Source organism: Streptomyces sp. NPDC088194, from assembly GCF_040702025.1.
GTDB lineage: Bacteria > Actinomycetota > Actinomycetes > Streptomycetales > Streptomycetaceae > Actinacidiphila.
In genome coordinates this window covers 1-22,032 of the sequence record NZ_JBFBIV010000056.1, presented here as the reverse complement: position 1 = coordinate 22,032, position 22,032 = coordinate 1, and the positions used below count along the sequence as shown (strand labels likewise).

Sequence of the window (22,032 nt, the reverse complement as noted above, 5' to 3'; positions counted from 1 at the left end):
GGGCCCGGCGGGGGGGGGTTGTTGCCCGGGGGTCACGTTTGGTGCGGGGCCCCCGCCCCCCCCCCCGCGCGCGGCGGGCCCCGCCCCCCCGCCGCGCTGCGCTCCCGCGACGTGGGCACCGTGGTCCTCGCGATCGCCCGGCTCGTCGCCCGGCTGCGCACCGACGCGGGCGCCGCGCGGGACGGTGACGTGCACAGCATCGGCGTCACCATCGCCGGGGACGTCGACGGCCGGACCGGCACCGTGCAGTACTCCCCCTTCCTCGACTGGCGCCGGGTGCCGCTGGCCCAGCTGGTGGAGACCGCGACGGGCACGCCGACCGTGATCGAGAACGACGTCCGCGCCCTCACCGTCGCCGAGCAGTGGTTCGGCGCGGGCGTCGGGCTCTCCTCGTTCGCGCTGGTCACCGTCGGCGCGGGTATCGGCTGCGGCCTGTCGATCGGCGGGCGGGTGGTGTCCGGGGCGCACGGGGTGTCCGGCGAGGTCGGCCACCTTCCGGTCGGCGGCACCGACCGGGTGTGCACCTGCGGCAACACCGGCTGCGTGGAGGCGGTCGCCTCCAGCCACGCGATCACCGAGCAGGCCCGGGAGGCGGCCGGCGACCCGGAACTCGGCCTGGCCGGCGCGGTCCGGCTCGCCCACGGCGGCCACCGCGAGGTACGCGCGGTCTTCGCCCGGGCCGGGCACGCGATGGGGCTCGCCCTCGCCTCGGTCGCCAACCTCGTCGGGCCCGAGCGGATCATCATCTCGGGCGAGGGCGTCTCCTCCTACGACCTGTACGAGGACCAGATCCGGCAGACCTTCGCCGCCCACGCGTTCGGCGCCGCCGCCGACTGCGACCTCCTGGTCCGCCCGCTCCCCTTCGAGGAGTGGGCCCGCGGCGGCGCGGCGGTCGCCGCCCAACGCCTCTTCGCCCCGTCCAAGTGACGAGCGCCCGACCGACCGGCCGACCGACCGCCCCGGCTCAGGACGCGTTCGGCTCGGCCCGCACCTCGCCCACCACGCGGAAGCGCTCCAGCACCGCCGGCGTCGCGTCGTCCACCGTGAAGCCGGGGTCGTCCAGGGCCGCCCGCATCTCCGCGCTGTGCCAGAACCGTTCGTGGCCGGCCCGCCACTGGGCGACGCTGGTGTACCCCTCCCCCTCGTCCATGGCGTGCGCGAGGTCGGTCCGCCCGAGCGGGACGACCCGTACGCCGGTCACCTCGATGACCGCGACCGGCCGGTCGTCCGAGTCGACGACCACCGCGCGGTCCCCGACCTCCGGCAGCGCCTCCCCCTCGTGCGCGTAGTCGGCGACCAGTCCGGTCGTCGAGGTCTTGGAGCCGTCGAGGATCGCCGCGACGAGCTGGTCGCGCAGCGGCCCGGGAAAGCCGAACTCGGCCTTCGGCATCGTCGCGAGGTCTGCGGGCGGCACGAAGTCGGAGGTCATACGGCCACGGTAGCGGCCGGTTCCGCGGGCCGCGGCAGGGACCGTGGGCCGCCGGAACGCGGCGCGGCCCCTCTCGGACGTCCGGGAGGGGCCGTAGTACGGGCGGGTGCCGGCGGAGGGTTACGCCTCGTCGCTGCGGACCAGCAGGACGGATACGTGCGCGGTCTTCGCGACGCCGCGGCTCACGCTCGGGTGGAGCAGGGCGGAGATGCCGCTGTAGTGGCCGGGGCCGACCGCGATGAGGTCGCTGCCGAGCACCTCGGCGCGCTCGGTGAGGATCGCGGCCAGCTCCTCGCGCAGGCCCTCGTCGACCTCGCCGTCCGCGGTGATCCCGTCGCCGCGCAGCCGCGCGACCGCCTCGTCCACGACGCGGCGGCTCTCCTCCCGCTCCTCGACCGGCACCACGGTGCTGGCGATCGCGCCGCCGATGACCTGGGAGGGACGGACGTGTATCACCTGGACCGCGGCACCGGTGAGCTTGGCGAGAGATGCCACGGCCTCGACCACGGCGGTGCCGTGGGACGAGCCGTCGACAGCGGCGAGGATGTTCTTGTACATGGGGTCCAACTTCCTTGTCCGTACGGGCTCTCGCGGTTCGGCGGGCCCTCCGCTTGGTTGAGCGGCCGGGTCCCTTGATCCATTCCCGTTCCCGGAGTGGCGTCGGCCACTCCTTGCGCGCGGCCCGCCGGTGGTCCCGGTCCTGACCGGAGAAGCCCGAGAAGCCTCCCGAGAAGCCTCCCGAGAAGCCCGCGAGAATCCCGCGAAGCCCTCGAACCGTCGGTTTTCGTCCGCGGGGCTCGACGGAGCGGCGGCGCACCCCTTGAATGAGAGGCGGGCCCGACCCGGCCCGGCAGGACGACGGTCGAACGACGACGAAGTCGGGATGACGATGGCGGAGATGGGTGCGCTCAAGCGGCGCCGGACGCTGCTGGAGCACGAATGGGCCCGGGTGGTCCCGCAGTTGCGGTCCGCTGGGCGCGGTTCGGCGGGCGGGCCGCCGGTGCGGGCGGAGGTCACGGAGTCGTGGGCGCGCTCGCTGCCGACCGTGGACCCGGGCCTGGAGAGCGCGCCGCCCGCCGCGGGCGGGGGCACCGCCGGGTGGCCGCGCTCCCCGCTGTACCGGCCGGTCACGGACCTGACCGCCGAGCTGCTGAGCATCGCCGAGGACGCCGGTTTCGTCGCCGCGGTCACCGACGAGGCGGGCACCATCCTGTGGACCTGCGGCGGCCGGGTGATGCGGCGCCGCGCGGAACGGGTCAACTTCGCGCCCGGCGGCCGGTGGGACGAGGGCGCGATGGGCACGAACGCGCTGTCGCTGGCGCTGCGCAACGGCCACCCCAGCACCGTGTTCTCCGCCGAGCACCTGGTCGCGGCCCTGCACGGCTGGGTCTGCTACTGCGCGCCGATCCACGGCCCGGACGGCCGGGTGCTCGGCGTGCTCGACCTGTCCACCACCTGGGACCGTTCGCACCCGCTGGCGCTGCCGACCGTACGCACCCTGGCCACCGCGATCGAGGCGCGGCTGCGGGACGGGGCAGAGGGCGGGCAGGCGCCGCCGGGCGTGGAGCTGCGCTGCCTGGGCCCGGCGCGGGTGACCCGGGCGGGCGCGCCGCTGCACCTGCCGCCACGGCAGTTGGAGATCCTGGCGCTGCTGGCGCTGGAGCCGGGCGGCTTCACCCCGGAGCGGCTGCGCGCGTCGCTGTACGGCGACCGGCCGGTGACCGCGTCCACCTTCAAGGCCGAGGTCTCGCACCTGCGACGCGCCCTGGACGGCGCGGTCGCCACGCGGACGTACGCGCTGACCGCGCCGGTGGTGTGCGACGCCGTCGAGGTGCTGGCGGCGCTGGGCCGCGGTGACACCGGGACCGCGGTGGAGCGCTACCGCGGCCCGCTGCTGCCGCTGTCGGAGGCGCCGGGCGTGGTGGCCTGGCGCGAGCACCTGGAGGTGGTGGTGCGCGAGGCGGTGCTGGCCGCGGCCCGCCCGGAGTACGCGCTGCGCTACGGCGAGCGGGCACCGTACGACACGGAGGTGCACGAGCACGCGCTGCGGCTGCTCGGACCGGGCGACGTGCGCCGCGGTATCGCGGTGAGCCGGATCGGCGCGTCCCGGCGCTGACGGGGTGCCGGCCGACCGCCGACGGGTGCGGGTCCGCCGCCATGACGACCACCCGCCGCCAGGAGGGCGCCGCGAACGGTGCCTCCTACCTGAGCCGGGCCCGCTCGTCCCGCTCCCGGCGCAGCCGCCGGACCCGCTCCTCGCGCCGCGGGTCGCCGTACCACCACCACGTGTACGCGGTGGTGGCGGCGGTGAAGACCAGCAGGACCACATCCAAGCGGGTGGTCGCGGCCCACGAGTCGTGCATACCCCAGCGCCAGTACGCCACGAGGAACACGTCGATCGCGAGCGAACACCCCGCTATGGAAAGCGACTTGCGCCATCTCAAGGACACACCGCACACACTATCCCTTCACGGTGTCTTCGCTTCGCCCTTGCGCCGAACGCGGCGGCGAAGACGGCGGCGGCGGCACGGTGCGGACGGGTGCGGACGGGCGCCCGCGTGCTCGGAGCACCGATGCCGTACCCCGGCCGCCGTGCCAACCTTTCGCCAACCTCGGGCGGCCACAGTGGTCACGTCGTACCTCTGCGTACTCTCAGGAGCCCCGCCATGGTCTACGCGCAACCCGGCACCGAAGGCAGCATCGTCAACTACGCCGCACGTTATGACAACTTCATCGGGGGCGACTGGGTCGCGCCCGCCGAGGGCCAGTACTTCGACAACCCGTCGCCGGTGACGGGTGAGACCTTCTGCCAGGTCGCCCGCTCCACCGCGCCGGACATCGAGGCCGCGCTGGACGCGGCGCACGCGGCGGCCGGCCCGTGGGGCCGTACGTCCACGACCGAGCGCGCGGTGATCCTCAACAAGATCGCCGACCGTATCGAGGAGAACCTGGAGAAGCTGGCGGTCGCCGAGACCTGGGAGAACGGCAAGCCGGTCCGGGAGACCCTCGCCGCGGACCTGCCGCTGGCGGTGGACCACTTCCGCTACTTCGCCGGCGCCATCCGGGCCCAGGAGGGCTCGATCGGCGAGATCGACGCGGACACGGTGGCGTACCACTACCACGAGCCGCTGGGCGTGGTCGGGCAGATCATCCCGTGGAACTTCCCCATCCTGATGGCGACCTGGAAGCTGGCACCGGCGCTGGCCGCGGGCAACTGCGTGGTGATCAAGCCGGCCGAGCAGACCCCGGCGAGCCTGCTGCTGGTGATGGAGCTGATCGCGGACCTGCTCCCGCCGGGCGTGATCAACGTCGTCAACGGCTTCGGCGTGGAGGCCGGCAAGCCGCTGGCGTCCAGCCCGCGGGTGGCGAAGGTGGCGTTCACCGGCGAGACCACCACCGGGCGGCTGATCATGCAGTACGCCAGCGAGAACATCATCCCGGTGACCCTGGAACTGGGCGGCAAGAGCCCCAACATCTTCCTGCCGGACGTGATGGCCGCCGACGACGACTACCTGGACAAGGCGGTCGAGGGCTTCGTGATGTTCGCGCTGAACCAGGGCGAGGTGTGCACCTGCCCGTCGCGCGCGCTGATCCACGCCGGGATCTACGACGAGTTCATGGCCCGCTGCCTGGAGCGCACCCGGGCGATCAAGGGCGGCGACCCGCTCGACCCGGCCACCATGCTCGGCGCGCAGGCCAGCAACGACCAGTACGAGAAGATCCTCTCCTACATCGACATCGGCCGGCAGGAAGGCGCGGAGGTGCTGACCGGCGGCACCAAGCGCACCGTCGAGGGGCTGGAGGGCGGCTACTACATCGAGCCGACGATCTTCCGCGGCACCAACGACATGCGGATCTTCCAGGAGGAGATCTTCGGCCCGGTGGTGTCGGTGACCACCTTCGACTCCGTCGACGAGGCGCTGAAGCTCGCGAACGACACGCTCTACGGCCTCGGCGCCGGGGTGTGGACCCGCGACGGCAACACCGCCTACCGGATGGGCCGGGAGATCAAGGCCGGCCGGGTGTGGACCAACTGCTACCACGCGTATCCCGCGCACGCGGCGTTCGGCGGCTACAAGAACTCCGGGATCGGCCGGGAGAACCACAAGATGATGCTGGAGCACTACCAGCAGACGAAGAACCTCCTCGTCTCCTACTCCCCGAAGAAGCTCGGCTTCTTCTAGAGGCCAGCGAGGATGCGTCTGACCTGGCCTGATGCCCGGTCGGGCGCATCTTCGCGGCCGTCAGCGCCGGCGAGCCGTTCGTCGCCCCGCACGCCCTGTTCCTGCGGCTCGGCCAAGCACGCCTACCTCCTTGCGCTGAAGGAACACGGCTTCGACGCGACGCCGACTCCTGTCGGCTTCACCGAGGGTGGCCGGGAACAGTTGACCTTCATCCCCGGCGACGTGGCTCTGCCGCCGTTCCCGGACTGGGCGATGACGAAGACCGCTCTGGAATCGGTGGGGAGTCTGCTGCGGCGCCTGCATGAGACCAGCGCGGCCGTCGCGGTCGATACCCAAACCGGGTGGCCCGGGGACCTGGCCGACCCGGGCCGTCCCCTCTGGGACGTCGCCATGACTGGGATCGCCTGCAGACCTGCCCCGCGCCACCGGGCACGGCGGGAGCCCGTCCGGTCGGCTGGCTGGACGGACTCCCGCATGTCCCGGCGGTACGGGACGTGCGCCGGGCCCTGGCGGCATCTGGTTCAGTGCGCGGTGGAGCCGCTCACCTTGAGGGTCACGGGAACGGGCGCCAGCGCATACGGGGTGTTGCTCGCCTGCTCAAGCGTCGCCGTGTACGTGCCGGGCCGGCTGAGGCCCGTCGCGTCCAGGGTGATGGTCACCGTGGCTTTCTGGCCCGGGTTGAGGGTGACCTTCCCGGGGCTTACGGACAGCCAGCCGACATCGGACTCGGTCTCGTCGTAGCCGCGCAGGACCTGGGCGGTGGAGACCGCGTTGGGCAGGCGGGTGGTTCCGCCGACGCGGTACATTCCGGAGCCACCGCCGCCTCGGGTCGTTGCCGTCGGCGAGTCGGGCAGCGCGTTCCAGGTGTCCTTCTGCGGGTCGTAGGCGTATCCGTGCGCCGTGGCGAGGAAGTTGCCGTTGACATCGGTGATTCCTCCCGAAAGGAGGAGTTCGCCGTTGGCCGCGGTATAGGACGACTGGGCCAGGATGACCGGCAGGTCGGCGATGCGCGACCAGCTGTCGGAGGCCGGGTTGTACACGTAGGCGTCCGCGACCGGGGCGCTGCTGGACGTCACACCGCCGGCGCAGTAGAGCTTGCCGTCGATGGCTCCGCAGGCGCCCCAGGAGATGGGCTCGGGGTAGGCGGCTGCGGCGGACCAGGCGTTGGTCGCCGGGTCGTAGACCTGGACGTCGGTCCTGCCGCATGTGTTGGTGCAGCCCCCGACGGAGTAGAGCCGTCCGTCGAGTACGGCGCTCGCCGCGCCGCCGTATCCCTTGGGCTCGTCGGCCGCCGGTGTCCAGGTGTCGGCCGCCGGGTCGTAGACCTGCGTCGCGGCGACCGGCTGGCCGCTGCTGCCCCAGCCGCCGGCGTAGTAGATCTTGCCGTCGATGACACCGTGGGCGGGCTCCGCGCCGGCCTGCGGTGCGGAGGCACGCTGGCTCCAGCTGTCGGCCTTCGGACCGTAGGCGTACAGAGAGCTGAGCCTTCCGCCGGCCGGGCTGGTCCCGAACGCCGAGTAGACGGTGCCCTGGACGGTGTCGACGGCGTTGTCGTACACCTGCACCGGCAGGTTGGCGATGGACTGCCAGGCGTCGGCGGGAGTACCGGCGCTCGGCGATCCGGGTTCCGTCCCGCTGCGTTCGATCGCTGTCCAGGAGGCCGGTTCGTCGCCGGTGTTCTTCACCGTCAGGCGCTCGGTGACCCGGTGGCCCGCCTGGACGTCGGCGCTGACGGAACCGGGGACGACCGCCAGGCGACCTGCCTTGAGGAAGAAGTTCTGCCGCACCGTCTTGTTCGCCGCGATCCTTGTGGACCTGGCCGACGACGTGTAAGTGGGCATGGCACCCGTGAAGTGCTGCTTGCCGCTTCCCGGTTCGAAGGCGGCGTAGAAGCCGTCGCCGATGGCCGGGTCGTCGGGGGTGGCCACGGTCACCGCCTGCACCGAGGAGTCGACGTCGGTGACGGTCGCACCGATCACGCCCTGGTGGGTGTTGGCGTCGTCCACGGTGCCGGTGATCAGGCCACCGGGTACGGGAGAAAGGACGCGATCGGCCACCGAGACGTTGTCAAGCGCCCAGTAGAGCCCGGGACCGGTGTAGTGGAACCGCACCCTGATGTCCGACTGCCTCGCGTACGCGGTCAGCGGGATCTCGACGTCGCTCGGACCGAGCAGCCATTGGAATGTCTGATGCCACAGGTTCGTCCAGGTCTTGCCGCCGTCGCGGGAGATGTCGACGTCACCGGTCTGTGTGGAGCTGCCCCGGTAGTCGGTGTCGAAGGTGAGTTCGGGCGAGACGTCCCCGGACAGGTCGTAGACAGGGCTGATGAGCTGCGTGTCCTCGGGGAGCCTGGTGTTGACGTAGTTGCTGTCGGCGATGGCGAAACCGCCTGTTCCGCCGGTGTGGTTGCCGCGGTGACCCGGATCGTCGAAGACCCAGCCCTGGGTGGTGCCGGGGGCGTTGACCACGCTCCATGCCTGTGCCGCGGAGTCGGTGGAGTCGAACGGCTCGGTGCTGGCGGTCTTGACGCTCAGCGTGTAGCCCGGGTTGGTGCCGGCCCAGGTGTCTCCCTGCAGCGCGAAGTCGGCCCGGCTGCTGCCTGTGGTGACCACCACGTCCCGGGTCGCCGGCAGGTAGCCGGGTTCGGTCGAGGTGATCTGCAGGGTGTACGTGTGCTTCTCGGGGAGCCGCAGGGTATAGGCACCGGTCTGCGGATCGGTCCACACCGGGCCGCCCGGCACGCCCTTGACCGTGACCTTGGCATAGAGCGGCCACCCGTGGCCGGCACCGTCCCGGACCGTCCCGGAGACCTTCTCGACCGCCAACTGCTTGAGCCTGGCGTCCAGATGCGTGCCCGCGCCGTCGGAGACCGAGGCCGACGCGCTCGCCTCGGCGTAGCCGTAGGCGTCGATCGTGAAGGTGTACGTGCCGGCCTTCATCGCCAGCGTGTAGGCGCCCCGGGCGTCGGTCATGACGGAATAGGGCCCGGAGTGCAGCACCGCCCCGGAGACCGGCTTTCCGGACCGGTCGGTGACCGTGCCGGACACCTCGCCGTGCGCGCCCAGCCGGAAGGCGTCCAGCCCGTTCGGGGTGCCGAGGCCGGTCGGCCCGTCGTAGCCGGCGCCGGCTGTGCACAGGTACGAAGCGGAACCGGCGCAGGCCCCGTTGTTTCCGCCGGTGACATCGTTGAGCGCGGACGACGAGGCCAGGTACGGGTACTCGTTGGGGCGCGTACCGGCCACCGGGGTGCCCGCGTCGGCGTACGTGGCCGTGATGATCGGTGCCGAGGCACTGGTTCCGCCGATCACGATCCAGCCGCCCCCGGAGGAGTCGTAGACGGCGAGTCCCGTTGCGGGGTCGGCGACCGCCGAGACGTCGGCGACGGTGCGTCCGGCGCAGCCGGAGTCCGTCTGGAAGGAGGGTTTCGGCTCGTAGAGCGAGCAGCCCGACCCGGTGCCCTTGCCGGCACCGCTGTTCCACACCGACTCCGACCAGCCGCGCGCGGTGCCGGAGTCGGGGACCAGGGAGGTCCCGCCGGCCGACGTCACGTACGGGGAGGCGGCGGGGTACGAGACGCCGTAGTCCGAGTCGCCGGAGGAAGCGACGATCGCGACGCCCGGGTGGTCGAAGTGCGAATCGAGGGCGGTCTCCGCCGGGTCCTCGGGCGCGAGCTGGTAGTTCGAGCCCCACGAGTTGGAGACGAACTTGGCACCGAGCGCCACCGCCTCGTCCACGCCCGCGGCCAGGTCCAGCGGATAGGCGCTGTCCGCTTCCACGAGCAGGATGCGGGCCTTCGGGGCGGCCGCGGAGATCATGTCGAGGTCGAGCGAGATCTCGCCGGACCAGCCCGCGTCGGGGGCGGGGTAGCCGCTGCCACCGCGCTGGTCGACCTTGGTGAAACAGCCGTCGGCGGCGGTGCAGGCGGGCAGACCGTACTGCTGGCGGTACAGCGCGAGGTCCGCTTCGGCCTGCGGATCGTCGAAGGCGTCGACTATCGCTATGGTCTGGCCCTCTCCGCCGTCCGACGGCAACTTGTAGGCGCTCTGCAGGTCGGCGGGGCTCAGGCCGCTGGGCGCCGCGACGGCCGCCCGCAACCCCTTGACCGCCTTGACGTCGGTGCGCCGCAGGGCGAAGCAGGTGAAGTCGCCGGGCTCGGCGGCTCCGCACATGCTCTGCACACTCCCGGCGGGCGAGGGCTCCGCGGGGGCGGCGTGGACCGGCGCCGACGTTCCGGCCAGCCCCGCGACAGCGGCGGCAAGCACGGCGAGGCCGGCGAGGATACGCCGACCCGAACGCGGCCCAGACTGATGTCCTGATCTCAACAAGCGCTCCGTAAGTTAGGCGAACACCCCTTGGAGCGGTCCGTACAGAGTCGTGACCGGCGTGCCTCGGCGCGGTCAACTCACCTGCCGCAAGGGTGTCGTGGACGAAACAGGCCGGCCCCGCCATCGCGGCCAGTGGAAGAGGCGGCCCCCGCGCCGCCAGTGGCGAGGAGGACATCCGTCGCACGCCGCGACAGACCTGCCGTCACGTGGTGCGCGGCCGGCGTCCGGTGTGCCCTACCCGAAGGAGAGTGCGGCGCCGCAGCACCTGGCCTTCGCCGAACCGAGGCTGTCAACCGGGCGACCGAGAAACAAGACGACAGCGGTGGCTGCTTTCTGCCAGCTGGCGAGGAGTTGCCACCTGACGAAGAGCGGCCGGACGCAGCGAGCGGATACGCCTTCGTGTACCTGTTCGCCAAGCTGACCAGGCAACACGCCCCCCACCAGGCCACGGCATGAACCAACTGACCGTAAACGTGGACACCTCCAGCGCCATCCCCGCATACGAACAGGTCCGCGCCCAGGTGGCCGACCTCATCCTGGGCGGCCACCTGGGCGAGGGCGACCGGCTCCCCCCTGTACGGCAGCTCGCCGCCGACCTCGGGCTCGCCATCTCGACGGTGGCCAGGGCTTACCAGGAACTGGAATCCGCCGGGATGGTCACAAGCCGCCGTGGAGCAGGAACGCGGGTCGCGCCACCGACACACACCCGACCAGCCATCGACGACGAACTCGCCCGAGCCGCCCTTGCCTACGTCACCACCGCGCGCCGACTGGGCGCCGGCGACGAGCAGTTGCTCGCGGCAATCCGCCTCACCCTCACCGCAGCACCCCGGTAGGCCCTGGCCGAATCCTGGTGGCCGGCCCGATCGCGACTTTGGGCCCGCCGGAGATTCGCCCGGACGGCCCGTCCGATGCCCGTTCGCTGTTGACCGGTGGACCAAGTCCACCGCGACCTCCGGCTTGCCCGGTCCCGAGTTCAGCGTTGGAGGATCTCGACGAGTCGCGGGCCTTTGGCATCGGGGCCCTTCTTGAGGTACTCGGTGAGGTCCTCGAGGGTTTCGGCGCGGTGGACTTCCAGCCCGTAGCCGCGGGCGATGTCGAGGATGCCGAGGTCGGGGATGTGGAGATACTCGCCCTTGGGGACGTCCAGTGCCTCGGCGAACTCCTCCAGCGCGCGGTATTTGCCGTTGGTGCACACCACGAAGGTCACCGGGACCTTGTGGCGGGCCGCGGTCCACAGGCCGGCGATGGTGTAGTGCGGGGAGCCGTCGCCGAGCAGGCAGACCACGGGCCGGTCGGGGCGGCCGAGTTTGAGGCCGATCGCGGCGGGGAGGCCCCAGCCGAGTCCTCCGGCGGCGGAGTAGAACAGGGAGCGGGCGCGGGTGATCGTGAGCCGGTCGCGGAACATCTCCGCGGAGGTCCATTCAAGCGAGAAGACGGTGTCGTCGTCGCGGGTACCGCGGTCGACGGCGTCGAGGATGGCCTCGGCGGTGAAGTGCGGTCCGCTGGTGTCAGCTTCGGCGATCGTGAGCGGCGCGGGCCACGGCCGGTCGCTTGCGGTGACCGCATCGCTGACGCGGACCAGGGCGTCGGAGGCGTCGCCGACGAACATCCGGCCGAAGGGTGCGCGGGCGGCTTCGTCGGGGTCGTCGGTGACGGCGTAGACCGCGGTGCCGGGCTGGAAGAAGTCCTCGGTGCTCGGTGCGTGGTAGCGGAAGACCGGGGCGCCGAAGCAGACGACGGTGTCGTATCGCGCGAGGATCTTGGCGAGCGAGCCGGCGTCGGTCGGAAGCAGTCCTTGGTGGCAGCGGTGCCGTGTGGGAAAGGGGCAGCGGGGGGCGCTGGGGGCGACCCAGACGGGAAGGCGGGCGCGTTCGGCCAGCGCGATGGCGGCCTGGAATCCCTGTTCCGTGTCGGCGCCGGGGCCGAGGACGAGCGCCGGGTTGGAGGCGCGGTCGAGTGCGGTGACGAGGGTCTCGACGGTCTGCGGGGTGACGACGGGGGACCCGTCCACGGCACGCTGGAGCAGGAGGGCCTGCGCGGTGTCGTCCGCGGGCTCGGGCCAGTCGTCGAGGGGCACGGACAGGTAGACGACGCCGCGTGGGGCGGAGTCGGCGAGCATGAGTCCCTTGGACACCAGCGCGGGGGCGTCCTGGGGGCGCAGGGGTTCGCCTGCCCACTTCACGAGAGGCTCGGTGAGCTTGACGGGGTCGACGTTGGTGAGCATGGCGCCGACCGGTACGTAGCGTCGGGTCTGCTGGCCGGCCATCACGACCACCGGTGTGTGGCTGGTTTGGGTGTTGGTCATGCACCCCATCGCGTTGCCGCTTCCGGCGGCGGCGTGCAGATTCGCGAAGCCGACGCTGCCCGTGGCCTGTGCGAATCCGTCCGCCATCGCGATGACGGCGCCCTCCTGCAAACCGAGGTAGTAGGGAATGTCGTCCGGAAGCCCGGTCAGGAACGGCAGCTCGTTCGACCCCGGATTGCCGAAGACAGCCTGGACTCCGTGATGACGGAGCACCCCGTAGAACGCCTCGTTGACGGTCGCCATGGTCGGGTCTGCCCCTTAGGTGGGTGCTTGTTCAATCCCTTGGGTGGGTGCTTGTTCAGTCCCCTCGACCCTAGATGCCCATCCACATATCATCTCAAATATGTCGGAATCCGACTCACCTGAACGGCCCGACCGCCATCGCTCTACTGGCGGCTGCGGGCGACAGACGGCAAGCGCGCCGACGACCTGGTTGACGTGCGGAACACCCCCCCGTTCCGCTGCTTCAGCTCGGACAGGGATCAGGTCATTCGGCTGCGGCGCGTTCGGCCAGTGGGCGGCGCCGCAAGGTGGGGTCCGTCAGTGATCGCGGGGGCATGAGGGCGTTGGGATCGTATCGGTTGGTTCCAGGCGGAGCGATCTCGTCGATTCGGTCGAGCGTCGCATCGTCCAGGGTGAGCGCAGCGCCTTTGAGCAGGTCCTCCAACTGCTGCATGGTTCGGGGTCCGATGATCGCCGAGGTGACCGCGGGGTGGGCGACGGTGAAGGCCACAGCGAGCTGGGGAAGAGTGCAGCCGATGCTTGTCGCAAGTTCGATGAGCTGCTCGACGATGTCGAGCTTGGCGGCGTTCTGGGCGATCGTCGGATCGAATTGCGCCGGCCGGAGCGCGGCACGGCCGGTTGACAGGTCGACCGCCTGACCCTTTCGGTATTTTCCGGTAAGGAATCCGAAGGCGAGGGGGCTCCAGACGAGTACTCCCATCCCGTAGCGCCGGCAGACGGGCAGGAGCGAGGTCTCGATTCCGCGGGCCAGAATGGAGTAGGGCGGCTGTTCGGTGCGGAAACGTGCCAGACCGCGCCGCTCCGAGACGGAGTGTGCCTCGACGATCTCCGCCGGCGAGAACGTCGAGCAGCCGAAGGCGCGGATCTTCCCCTGATGCGTGAGGTCGCTGAGCACCGAGAGCGTCTCCTCGATGTCCGTGGAGTCATCGGGGCGGTGGACCTGGTAGAGGTCGATCCAGTCGGTGTTCAGTCGCTTGAGGCTCTCATCGACCGCCTTGATGATCCAACGCCGTGAGTTGCCGCTGCGATTGCGACCCTCGCCCATCTGGAAGTGCACTTTGGTGGCCAGTACGACGTCGTCTCGGCGTCCCCTCAGCGCTTTTCCCACGATCTCCTCCGACTCACCCTGCCCATACATGTCGGCGGTGTCGATGAAGTTTATTCCCTGGTCCAGGGCAGCGTGGATGATGCGGACGCAATCGTCGTGGTCGGAGTTGCAGCCGTCCTGAAACATCATGGTCCCGAGGCAATGGACGCTGACCTCGATACCGGTTCCGCCAAGGGCTCGATAGCGCATGACGATGCTCCCTCATTCTCATTGGCGTGATCCGTCGTGGGAGCGACACAGCGTCGATCCCACGGGGAACCCTAGGAGCTGGACTCGGCTCTAGGTCAACCCTCGCTACCCTGAGCGGCATGGACGAGGGAACAGCGGCTTTGAGCATCGGACAGGTCGCCGAACGCACCGGCTTGAGCGTTCACGCGCTGCGCTTCTACGAGCGAGAGGGCCTCTTCGTCGATCCCGTGCGACGAGGACCGGGCGGGCGCCGCGTCTACACCGAGGATGACGTGGACTGGCTGACCGTCTGCGTCATTCTCCGTGCCTCCGGCATGCCCCTGCCCAGGCTCCGCCGATATGCCGAGTTCGTCAGGGAAGGAGCGGGCAACGAGAACGAACGGCTCACGCTCATGCGTGAACACCAAGCGGACGTCACCGCTCAGATCGGGAGGCTCACTCGATGTCTGGATCTGATCAGCTTCAAGGTGAGGGTGTACGAGGATCTCGTCGACACTGACGGCGGCGCCGGCGACCGTCAGTGTCACGCCCCAGCACCTTCGCCGCACGAAGAACACGCACCCGTGCTTCGCCACGAGGCGGCGGTCGAGTAGACGTGCACAGCCACATGTCCTGAGTCGTCAGTTTGCTTGCGGTTGCGGGGCGAGTCGGCGCCCGGTCCACGGTGCGCAAGCGGCGGTGCCGGTTCGCCGCGGACCGCTGGAGGGTGGGTGAACCGGCCGCGTGCGGGAGCGCCGCGGAAGATCACGGACGAGCAGGTCGAGGCCCCGGTCGCCAGGACACTCGACCAGTCGCCGGCGGCGCGCGGGAGGCTTTCACCGCCCGCGGCGGTCAGTACCGCAGCACCGCCGCCACACCGTCGGGGAGCGTTCCGTCGGGTACGAACATCACCCGGGATTCCGCCAACATGGCGTTCTCCACCAGCTGTTCGACGATGTCGGTAGCCACGCCGGACGCGCGGGCCGGCGGCTCGACATCCGGCTTCGGCTCCGGCAGCGTCACCGGTTCGGGGAACGGCATGACCTCCAGCTCCCGCCCGTCGCCGCCGACCCTGCCCGCGAGCACCAGGCTCTCCTCCACGAGCAGTCGGCGTACCCGTTTGTCGGCGACCGCGGTCCACACCTGCGGCGCTCCGCTCGCGTACTTGTCCTGTGCTCGTGCCGCGTCCAGTTCCGCGACGGCTTCCGCGACCTGCCGGGCGTGGAAGTCCGCGAGGAGCGGCTCGCACCGCTCCGCCACCTCCGCGGCCGGACGCGTGTTCATGCCGGTCAGCGGCAACGCGCCGGCGATCAGGTGCGCGTGGCCGTTGAGTCCCTTGAACGCCGAGAGCATCTTGTCGCTGCCGATGACGAACAGCGGCGCCCCGTTGTACTCCTTCATCACCGGCTTCAGCCGGGCGTCGACGGTCCGCAGATACTGCTTGACCCGCTCGCCGTGTCCCTCGTAAGGCGCCGAGTGGGGAATGGGCCCGGGCAGGGAATCCTCGGGGGAAGGGATCTGCGGCGAGTCGGGGAAGCCGTGCTCCTTCACCTCCACCAACTGCCGGTCCGACCCTCTGTACAGCCGGCACATCTCCTGATCGAGGACGAGGACCAGGTAGGGCTGCGAGCGCTGCTCGGCGGCCACGAGGTAACGAGTCAGGAACACCGTGGCGAACTCCACGCGCGGTGTGACGGGCGACGTCAGTTGCCACACCTGGACGTCCTCCCCCGGCGTCACATAGATCACCAGCGCGTCGTGGGCGCGGACCGGATCGGTGGCGTCCTCGATCACGTCAGGAACCAGCATGCGGTCCCGCAGTTCCAGCGCCGCGCCCCGCTCCACGTCCGGGTCTTCCGCCAGTTGCCGCTTGGCCTCGATGGTGAGGTCACGCAGCATGATGCGGTCCTTCTCGCCGAACGGGAAGTCCCGCTCGGTCGGCATGGCCAGGGTGATCGCGGGATACGGCCTCGGGGTGCGCAGGGCGGCCAGGATTTCGGGTGTCAGATCAGATATGTGAGCCATGGCGAGTCACGACGTCCAGTGGCCGTTGGGCTGGCGGTGATCGTGCGGGCGGTGACGTTTGTCGAGAATCTGGTCTTTCGACTCCCGAACCACATGCGCGATCTGGGTGTGGAAGTAGAGCAGCTTCCCCTGTCCTCGCGCACCCAGACCGTGGTGGCCCTTCACCTGGGAGTTCTTACTCATACGCGTCAGCTCCTCACGCTGAGGAATCCTCATCGCGGCTTTCCGAACGTATGCTCCACGCTACGCCCGCCTCGGCGGCCCGGCGAATGCGCAGTTGCCGGCGCCACGGCGTGAACGGGCGGGCTACGTTGCGCGGTCGGCCCGGGCAGATCGGAAAGGGCTCAGGGTGTGCTCAGTCGCGTACCTCGACGTGGACCAGGAAGTCGCCCCGGCCGCCCTCCTGGAGGAGGTTGCCGCCCCGGTCCGCTGCCGGGGCGGGCGCATCTTCGCGGCCGTCAGCAGACCGCGTGCGTGGCCGCACCGGCGGTCGGAGGGCCGCATTCCCGCTGGGCAAGCCGCGGTTCAGCAGTCCTTCGTACGTCGAGCGATCAGGACCTCGATTCCGTCCAGGATTCGGGTCAGGCCGAAGTCCACGTCGTCGTCGCCGATGGCATCGTCGTATGCGTTGTCCGTCATCATGGCCGCCAGAATGGGATATCCGTGCTCATGCAGGAGCGGTTGGAGGAACTGCGCCACGGCGGCCGACTGGACCGGCGCAGCACTGCTGTTGCGCACGTCGCGGCGGGCACTGGCGATGCGCCGCGCGTAGCCGTCGAGCAGCAGCGCGCACCCTAGCGATTCGGCGGTGCTCAGCCCGGCGCCGGTGAGCGCTTCCAGCAGTACTTCCGTCCAGCGCAGCAGGTTCGGGGTCGCGGGCGCCCCGCGGATGGGCAGGTCGGGCAGCCACGGATGGGTGTCGCATCGCTCGATCATCGCCCTGGTCCACCTGGCGGCCGCGGCCCGCCACCGGTCCGTACCGGTTTCCAGGTCCGGCGCCGGGCCCCACGCGGTCTCGGCGACGAGCACCAGCAGTTCGTCCCGCGAACTGACATACCGGTAGACCGCGTTGGCGCTGAGCCCCACCCGCTTGGCGATATTCGGCATGGACAGTGCCGCGAAGCCTTCCGCGTCGGCCAGCGCGACGGCCGCTTCGACGATTCCCTCGACGCTCTGCGAGGGCTTCCGGCCCAGCCGCCCCGTCTTGGCGGTCAGCCCCCACGCCAGGGCGAGGCCAGGTGGCAGCCGCTCATCGTCACTTGTCGGCATCGGGCCCGTCTCCGTGTCTCGTCCGCAGGGCATTGACTTCGTGGGTGCCTCACACTTTATATTAGTGTGGACCCCACACGAACTAGTTTGAGGAGGAGAACGTCGATGAATCCCACCGGCGAGCCCACCGACCAACCCACCGACCAGCCCATCGGCCAGCCCATCGAGCAGGACCTCTCACCGGGCCATGGCAGGTCGCGGACCTCCCTGCGGTCGCGTTTACGGTCCCTGCTGACCGCTCTGCTCTGCGGCGCCATGATCATCGGCGCGGCCGGATGCTCGCAGGCTGCCCATCGCGCCGGGGGTGGCCCAGCCGGTCCCGCCACCGTGGTCAGGACGGACACCGGCTTGGTCGAAGGCCGCCTCGGCACGGACACCCGGATGTTCCAGGGGATTCCTTACGCCGCCCCGCCGGTGGGGCGGCTGCGCTGGGCCTCGCCCCAGCCGGCCGCGTCCTGGTCCGGCGTGCGGAACGCCACCGAACCCGGCAACCGCTGCGCACAGGCAGCGGGGCTCATCGACCAGCAGAGCAGCAGTGAGGACTGCCTCTATCTGAACGTCACCACGCCGGCGCGCGGCAGCGCCCGCAGCCTGCCGGTGATGGTGTGGATTCACGGCAACGGCTTCATCAACGGCGCCGGGAGCCTTTACGACGCGCAGCGCCTGGCCGCCATGGGCAAGGTGATCGTGGTCAGCTTCAACTACCGGCTCGGCGTCTTCGGATTCCTCGATCATCCCGCGCTCGACCACGGTCCGGCCAAGCACCTGTCGGGCAACTTCGGCCTGGAGGACCAGCAGGCCGCGTTGCGGTGGGTGCGGCGCAACGCGGCGGCATTCGGCGGCGACCCGGCGAACGTCACGCTCTTCGGCGAGTCGGCCGGCGGTACCAGTGTCTGCGCGCATCTCGTGGCGCCGGGGTCAGCGGGCCTCTTCCAGAAGGCGATCCTGCAAAGCGCCCAGTGCACGGGACGAAAATGGTCACCGGGTCCGGCGACCTGGTTCCCGCTGCCGCGCGCGGAGCGCGAGCGGCACGGGCTCGACCTGGCGGCCAAGGTCGGCTGCTCCGACCGCCGGACAGCAGCGGCCTGCCTCCGCGCCGTACCCGTGGACGAACTCGTCAAGTGGTCCGACTACGGGCTCGGGTCCGGACCGGCGGTCGGCGGCGGCGTGCTGCCCGTGAGCCCGGAACAGGCGTTCGCCACCGGCCACTTCAACCGGGTCCCCGTCATCCAGGGAACCACCCGGGACGAACACCGCCTGTTCACCGCGGCCATCGAAGCCGCGACCGGCCAGACGACGACCGACGCCGGCTACCGGCAGCAGATCCGGGCCCTCTTCACCCCGGGCGACGCGGCCCGTGTCCTGGCCCGCTACCCCGCCGACCACTTCCACTCCCCCGGCGAGGCGCTGTCCGCCGTCGTCACCGACTGGGCCTGGGGGTGCACGGTCCTCGACCGGGACCTGGCCCTGGACCGGCACGTGCCGACCTACGCCTACGAGTTCGACGACGCCGAAGCTCCCTGGTTCGACACCCTCAAGAAACCCGATTTCCCCACCGGGGCGTTCCACGGCAGCGAGCTGGAGTATCTCTTCGACGACGAGCAGCTCCCCGGTCCGGCCACTCCCGCCCAGCACCGACTCGCGGACACGATGGTGCGCTACTGGGCCCGGTTCGCCTACACGGGCGACCCGAACGGCCAGGGCACGGCGCCCTGGCCCCGATTCGGAACCGGCCGACACGTCCAGTCGCTGCAACCGGGGAAGACGGAACCGGTCGATCTCGCCCAGGAACACCAGTGCGGCTTCTGGAAGACCATCGACGGCTGACGGCCGCCACGGTGTCCGTCCTCGCCGCATGAGGTACCTCGCCTTCGGCGCCCTTCCGCTCACCGAAGGGCGCCGAAGTGCGCCGAAGTGCGCCGAAGGGGCCCGCAGCGCGCCGAAGGACACGACGTCGCCACATTCGGCAAGGGCGACAACTGCGCCGAATTCGATTTCCCGTTCCCTGCCGCGAGCCGTGGACCACCGCAGCAAAACGGCACCAAAACGACTTTGCGCAGTCATTGCACAGGGGGTAGACGCCGCCCCACCACCCTGCTTTCATTCCTACCGTCCACTTTTCCAACGTTGGAAAGATGGTGGTGGCGGCATATCCCTCCGCCGTTCCTCCGCCGTTCCCTGGACGCCGAGTTCTCCCACGGAGAGGTGTATCCGCAGTGAGATCAGGCAGATTCCGCCCACCGCACCGACGCCGATTCGCCGCCCTGGTACCGCTGCTGCTGGGCGCGGCACTGCTCGTCCCGACCACCGCGGGCGCCGCGGAACCGGCGTCCGCCGCCCGGTCCGCGGCGCCCGTCGCCGACACCCCGCAGGGCCTGCGCGCGGACTACTACCTCAGCTCCGACGCCACGTCGCTGGACTTCGCGCAGTACAGCAGCACCGGCGTCGAGAACTCCCTCAACGTCCCCGACCTGCTGCCCACCCTGCGCGACTACGCCGGTTCGACCCTGAACGTCGCCGCGCACTGGACGGGCCAGCTCGACGTCCCGGCCGGCGGCACGTACACGTTCTACATCAAGGGCGACAACGGCTTCCGCATGTCGCTCGACGGGTCGAGCGTGATCGACCACTGGACGACCGACTGGGACGTCCAGACGCAGTCCGAGCCGATCACGCTGACCGCCGGCCCGCACACCCTGGCGTTCGACTACAACCAGGGCGACGGCGGCGCGTACATCACCACCGAGTGGTCGGGCCCCGGGATCACCCGGCAGGCGATCCCCGACTCCGCGCTGCACCTGCCGGCCGGCTTCACCGCACCCACCGTCGACGCCGCGGTCACGTCCTCGGGCAAGAGCGCGACCGTGCAACTGCCCGGAGCGGTCAACTCGCTGCCGTCCGACCTCGGCAAGCACCTGGCGGTCATCGCGGGCAGCAGTCGGTGGACGCCCGACATCGTTGTCAACCCCGCCGACAGGTCACAACTGCTGCTGACCGCGGGGAAGTCCGACATCCCCGCCGCGCTGAAGGCGAAGGTCCGGATCAGCTACGACGGGCAGGGCGGCCTGGCCACCGCCGCGGGCCCGGTCCCGCTCTTCTCCGGCCTGGCGACCAACAACTCCACCTGGTACTTCGCCACCAAGTGGGCCAAGGACGTCAGCCCCGAGAACGCGCTCCCGGACTACCCCCGGCCGCAGATGACCCGTGACAAGTGGCAGAACCTCAACGGCACCTGGCAGTTCCAGGGCACCGCCGAGAACGCCGCGCTGCCGAACGGCAAGCTGAGCGGGTCGATCCTGGTGCCGTATCCGATGGAGGCGCCGCTGTCCGGCGTCGCCGAGCACCATGACTGGTCGCTGTACCAGCGCACGTTCACCGTTCCGCGGAACTGGCGGGTCGGCTCGGGCAACCGGCTGAACCTCAACTTCGGCGCGGTGGACTACGAGGCGTGGGTCTACGTCAACGGCAAGCAGGTCGCCCACCACGTCGGCGGCTACGAGGCGTTCACCGCCGACGTCACCGACGCGCTGGCCGGCCGCGGGCCGCAGACCCTCACGTTGAAGGTCAAGGACACCATCGACCCCAACACGCCGACCGGCAAGCAGTCGAGCGACCCCAGCGGCATCTGGTACACCCCGTCCTCCGGCATCTGGCAGACCGTCTGGATGGAGCCGGTGGCCAAGGCGAGCATCGACTCGCTGGTCCTGACGCCGAACCTGTCCGACGACACGCTGTCCGTCACCGTGCGCCCGTCCGCCGGCACCCCCGCGTGGTCCCTGGTGAACGCCACCGCGTACGCGGGCGGCAAGCCGGTGGGCACGGTCATCGGCACCGTGGGCCGGAAGCTGACGCTGCACGTGCCGCACCCGGAGCTGTGGAGCCCCGACCACCCGTACCTGTACAACCTCAAGGTCTCTCTCACCGACGGCCTTTCGTACGACTCGGTGGGCTCGTACTTCGGCATGCGGTCGGTGTCCGTCGCCAAGGTCGGCGGCGTGAACAAGGTGGAGCTGAACGGCAAGCCGACCTACCTGCTGGCCAACCTGGACCAGGGCTTCTGGCCGGACGGCATCTACACCGCGCCGACCGACGCGGCCCTCAAGTCCGACCTGGAGCTGGACAAGCAGCTCGGCTTCAACACGGTGCGCAAGCACATCAAGGTCGAGCCCGCGCGCTGGTACTACTGGGCCGACAAGCTCGGCGTGATGGTCTGGCAGGACATGCCGAGCCGCAACGTCGGGCCCGGCGCGAGCGAGGCCAGCGACAAGGCGTTCAGCGACCAGGCGCACGAGATCGTGGACCAGCACCTCAGCGACCCGTCCATCATCGTCTGGACCATGATGAACGAGGGTTGGGGCGAGCAGTCCAAGGAGGCCACCGGCGCGCTGGCCGACTCGATCAAGCAGCAGGACCCGAGCCGGCTGGTCGATGCCGCGTCCGGCGTCAACTGCTGTGCCTCGCAGGGCGACTCGGGCAAGGGCGACCTGATCGACTACCACGTGTACCACGGTCCCGCGTTCCCGTCCCCGGACGCGACCCGGGCCGCCGTGGACGGCGAGCACGGCGGGTACTCGCTGAACGTGCCCGGCCACATCCTGGGGGTCTCCGGCGGCCAGAACTACGGTGGCGACGCCTCGACCATCGCGGAGCTGACCCAGGACTACGTCGACAACACCAGCCAGTTGCTGTCCGCCGCGGCCGGCAACCTGTCCGGCTCGGTGTACACGCAACTCAGCGACGTCGAAGGCGAGTTGAACGGGCTGATCACCTACGACCGCGAGGTCGTCAAGGTCGAGCCCGGGCCGGTTCGGGACATCAACCGCAAGCTCATCGCGGCCGGTGCCGCGGCGGGAACGTCCTGACCCCTTCCGGCAGTTGACACCCGCCGTCCCACCGGGGACGGCGCCGGCCGGGCCCGCCCCGCTGATCGCCTTCTCCTGCATCGCCCCGCCCTTCGCCCGGACCGCACTCTG

At 70.5% G+C, this 22,032-nt stretch carries 15 protein-coding genes and 2 pseudogenes; 8 read left to right on the top strand and 9 right to left on the bottom strand.

Annotated features, from left to right (window positions below):
* Positions 1-90: 90 nt before the first annotated feature.
* Positions 91-927: pseudogene (locus AB0399_RS27020) on the top strand (ROK family protein); the annotation flags it as partial.
* A gap of 37 nt (positions 928-964) precedes the next feature.
* Here AB0399_RS27020 and AB0399_RS27015 read toward each other — a convergent pair.
* The gene (locus AB0399_RS27015) at positions 965-1,429 is read right to left on the bottom strand and encodes an ASCH domain-containing protein (RefSeq protein WP_366413115.1); all 465 of its coding nucleotides are present in this window, start codon (positions 1,427-1,429) and stop codon (positions 965-967) included.
* Between the two features lie 120 nt (positions 1,430-1,549).
* A complete protein-coding gene (locus AB0399_RS27010) occupies positions 1,550-1,987 on the bottom strand; it encodes a universal stress protein (RefSeq protein ID WP_366413114.1) in 438 nt (145 codons plus the stop codon).
* Between the two features lie 325 nt (positions 1,988-2,312).
* On the opposite strand from AB0399_RS27010, the gene AB0399_RS27005 reads away from it, so the two are divergent.
* Positions 2,313-3,545, top strand: coding sequence for a transcriptional regulator (locus tag AB0399_RS27005; RefSeq protein WP_329361713.1), 1,233 nt, complete (start codon positions 2,313-2,315; stop codon positions 3,543-3,545).
* A gap of 85 nt (positions 3,546-3,630) precedes the next feature.
* Here AB0399_RS27005 and AB0399_RS27000 read toward each other — a convergent pair whose 3' ends face one another.
* A complete protein-coding gene (locus tag AB0399_RS27000) occupies positions 3,631-3,879 on the bottom strand; it encodes a hypothetical protein (RefSeq protein WP_366413113.1) in 249 nt (82 codons plus the stop codon).
* A gap of 216 nt (positions 3,880-4,095) precedes the next feature.
* On the opposite strand from AB0399_RS27000, the gene adh reads away from it, so the two are divergent.
* The gene (gene adh, locus AB0399_RS26995) at positions 4,096-5,613 is read left to right on the top strand and encodes an aldehyde dehydrogenase (RefSeq protein ID WP_329361718.1); all 1,518 of its coding nucleotides are present in this window, start codon (positions 4,096-4,098) and stop codon (positions 5,611-5,613) included.
* 117 nt (positions 5,614-5,730) lie between these two features.
* A pseudogene (locus AB0399_RS26990) lies at positions 5,731-5,976 on the top strand (aminoglycoside phosphotransferase family protein); the annotation flags it as partial.
* 158 nt (positions 5,977-6,134) lie between these two features.
* On the opposite strand, the gene AB0399_RS26985 reads toward AB0399_RS26990, so the two are convergent.
* Positions 6,135-9,875, bottom strand: coding sequence for a carboxypeptidase regulatory-like domain-containing protein (locus AB0399_RS26985; RefSeq protein WP_366413112.1), 3,741 nt, complete (start codon positions 9,873-9,875; stop codon positions 6,135-6,137).
* 515 nt (positions 9,876-10,390) lie between these two features.
* On the opposite strand from AB0399_RS26985, the gene AB0399_RS26980 reads away from it, so the two are divergent.
* The gene (locus AB0399_RS26980) at positions 10,391-10,774 is read left to right on the top strand and encodes a GntR family transcriptional regulator (protein ID WP_366413111.1); all 384 of its coding nucleotides are present in this window, start codon (positions 10,391-10,393) and stop codon (positions 10,772-10,774) included.
* A 140-nt stretch (positions 10,775-10,914) separates the two neighbouring features.
* Here AB0399_RS26980 and mdlC read toward each other — a convergent pair whose 3' ends face one another.
* Together mdlC and AB0399_RS26970 are read right to left on the bottom strand one after the other, a co-directional pair.
* Positions 10,915-12,489, bottom strand: a complete 1,575-nt coding sequence (gene mdlC / locus AB0399_RS26975) for a benzoylformate decarboxylase (protein WP_366413110.1) — start codon at positions 12,487-12,489, stop codon at positions 10,915-10,917.
* Positions 12,490-12,733: 244 nt separating this feature from the next.
* Entirely contained in the window at positions 12,734-13,786 is a 1,053-nt protein-coding gene (locus AB0399_RS26970) for an aldo/keto reductase (RefSeq protein WP_366413109.1), read from the bottom strand.
* Between the two features lie 119 nt (positions 13,787-13,905).
* On the opposite strand from AB0399_RS26970, the gene AB0399_RS26965 reads away from it, so the two are divergent.
* Positions 13,906-14,379: a MerR family transcriptional regulator gene (locus AB0399_RS26965; protein ID WP_366413108.1), complete on the top strand. Its 474-nt coding sequence runs from the start codon at positions 13,906-13,908 to the stop codon at positions 14,377-14,379.
* A 238-nt stretch (positions 14,380-14,617) separates the two neighbouring features.
* On the opposite strand, the gene AB0399_RS26960 is transcribed toward AB0399_RS26965, so the two are convergent.
* The 3 genes from AB0399_RS26960 to AB0399_RS26950 all read right to left on the bottom strand — a co-directional run bounded on the left by AB0399_RS26960 (position 14,618) and on the right by AB0399_RS26950 (position 17,059).
* Positions 14,618-15,790: a hypothetical protein gene (locus AB0399_RS26960; protein ID WP_366413107.1), complete on the bottom strand. Its 1,173-nt coding sequence runs from the start codon at positions 15,788-15,790 to the stop codon at positions 14,618-14,620.
* A 6-nt stretch (positions 15,791-15,796) separates the two neighbouring features.
* Entirely contained in the window at positions 15,797-15,973 is a 177-nt protein-coding gene (locus AB0399_RS26955; protein ID WP_328472913.1) for a hypothetical protein, read from the bottom strand.
* Positions 15,974-16,315: 342 nt separating this feature from the next.
* On the bottom strand, positions 16,316-17,059 hold the full coding sequence (locus tag AB0399_RS26950) for a TetR/AcrR family transcriptional regulator (RefSeq protein ID WP_366413106.1): 744 nt from the start codon (positions 17,057-17,059) through the stop codon (positions 16,316-16,318).
* A gap of 105 nt (positions 17,060-17,164) precedes the next feature.
* Between AB0399_RS26950 and AB0399_RS26945 the strand changes: the two genes are divergently transcribed.
* Positions 17,165-18,886, top strand: a complete 1,722-nt coding sequence (locus AB0399_RS26945) for a carboxylesterase family protein (protein ID WP_366413105.1) — start codon at positions 17,165-17,167, stop codon at positions 18,884-18,886.
* Between the two features lie 389 nt (positions 18,887-19,275).
* Entirely contained in the window at positions 19,276-21,921 is a 2,646-nt protein-coding gene (locus AB0399_RS26940; RefSeq protein WP_366413104.1) for a PA14 domain-containing protein, read from the top strand.
* Positions 21,922-22,032 lie beyond the last annotated feature (111 nt).

What these genes read in the sequence shown, in the direction of transcription:
- AB0399_RS27015 (WP_366413115.1), bottom strand. Translation starts at nt 1,429, where the DNA reads ATGACCTCCGACTTCGTGCCGCCCGCAGACCTCGCGACGATGCCGAAG.
- AB0399_RS27010 (WP_366413114.1), bottom strand. Translation starts at nt 1,987, where the DNA reads ATGTACAAGAACATCCTCGCCGCTGTCGACGGCTCGTCCCACGGCACC.
- AB0399_RS27005 (WP_329361713.1), top strand. Translation starts at nt 2,313, where the DNA reads ATGACGATGGCGGAGATGGGTGCGCTCAAGCGGCGCCGGACGCTGCTG.
- adh (WP_329361718.1), top strand. Translation starts at nt 4,096, where the DNA reads ATGGTCTACGCGCAACCCGGCACCGAAGGCAGCATCGTCAACTACGCC.
- AB0399_RS26980 (WP_366413111.1), top strand. Translation starts at nt 10,391, where the DNA reads ATGAACCAACTGACCGTAAACGTGGACACCTCCAGCGCCATCCCCGCA.
- mdlC (WP_366413110.1), bottom strand. Translation starts at nt 12,489, where the DNA reads ATGGCGACCGTCAACGAGGCGTTCTACGGGGTGCTCCGTCATCACGGA.
- AB0399_RS26970 (WP_366413109.1), bottom strand. Translation starts at nt 13,786, where the DNA reads ATGCGCTATCGAGCCCTTGGCGGAACCGGTATCGAGGTCAGCGTCCAT.
- AB0399_RS26965 (WP_366413108.1), top strand. Translation starts at nt 13,906, where the DNA reads ATGGACGAGGGAACAGCGGCTTTGAGCATCGGACAGGTCGCCGAACGC.
- AB0399_RS26960 (WP_366413107.1), bottom strand. Translation starts at nt 15,790, where the DNA reads ATGGCTCACATATCTGATCTGACACCCGAAATCCTGGCCGCCCTGCGC.
- AB0399_RS26955 (WP_328472913.1), bottom strand. Translation starts at nt 15,973, where the DNA reads ATGAGTAAGAACTCCCAGGTGAAGGGCCACCACGGTCTGGGTGCGCGA.
- AB0399_RS26950 (WP_366413106.1), bottom strand. Translation starts at nt 17,059, where the DNA reads ATGCCGACAAGTGACGATGAGCGGCTGCCACCTGGCCTCGCCCTGGCG.
- AB0399_RS26945 (WP_366413105.1), top strand. Translation starts at nt 17,165, where the DNA reads ATGAATCCCACCGGCGAGCCCACCGACCAACCCACCGACCAGCCCATC.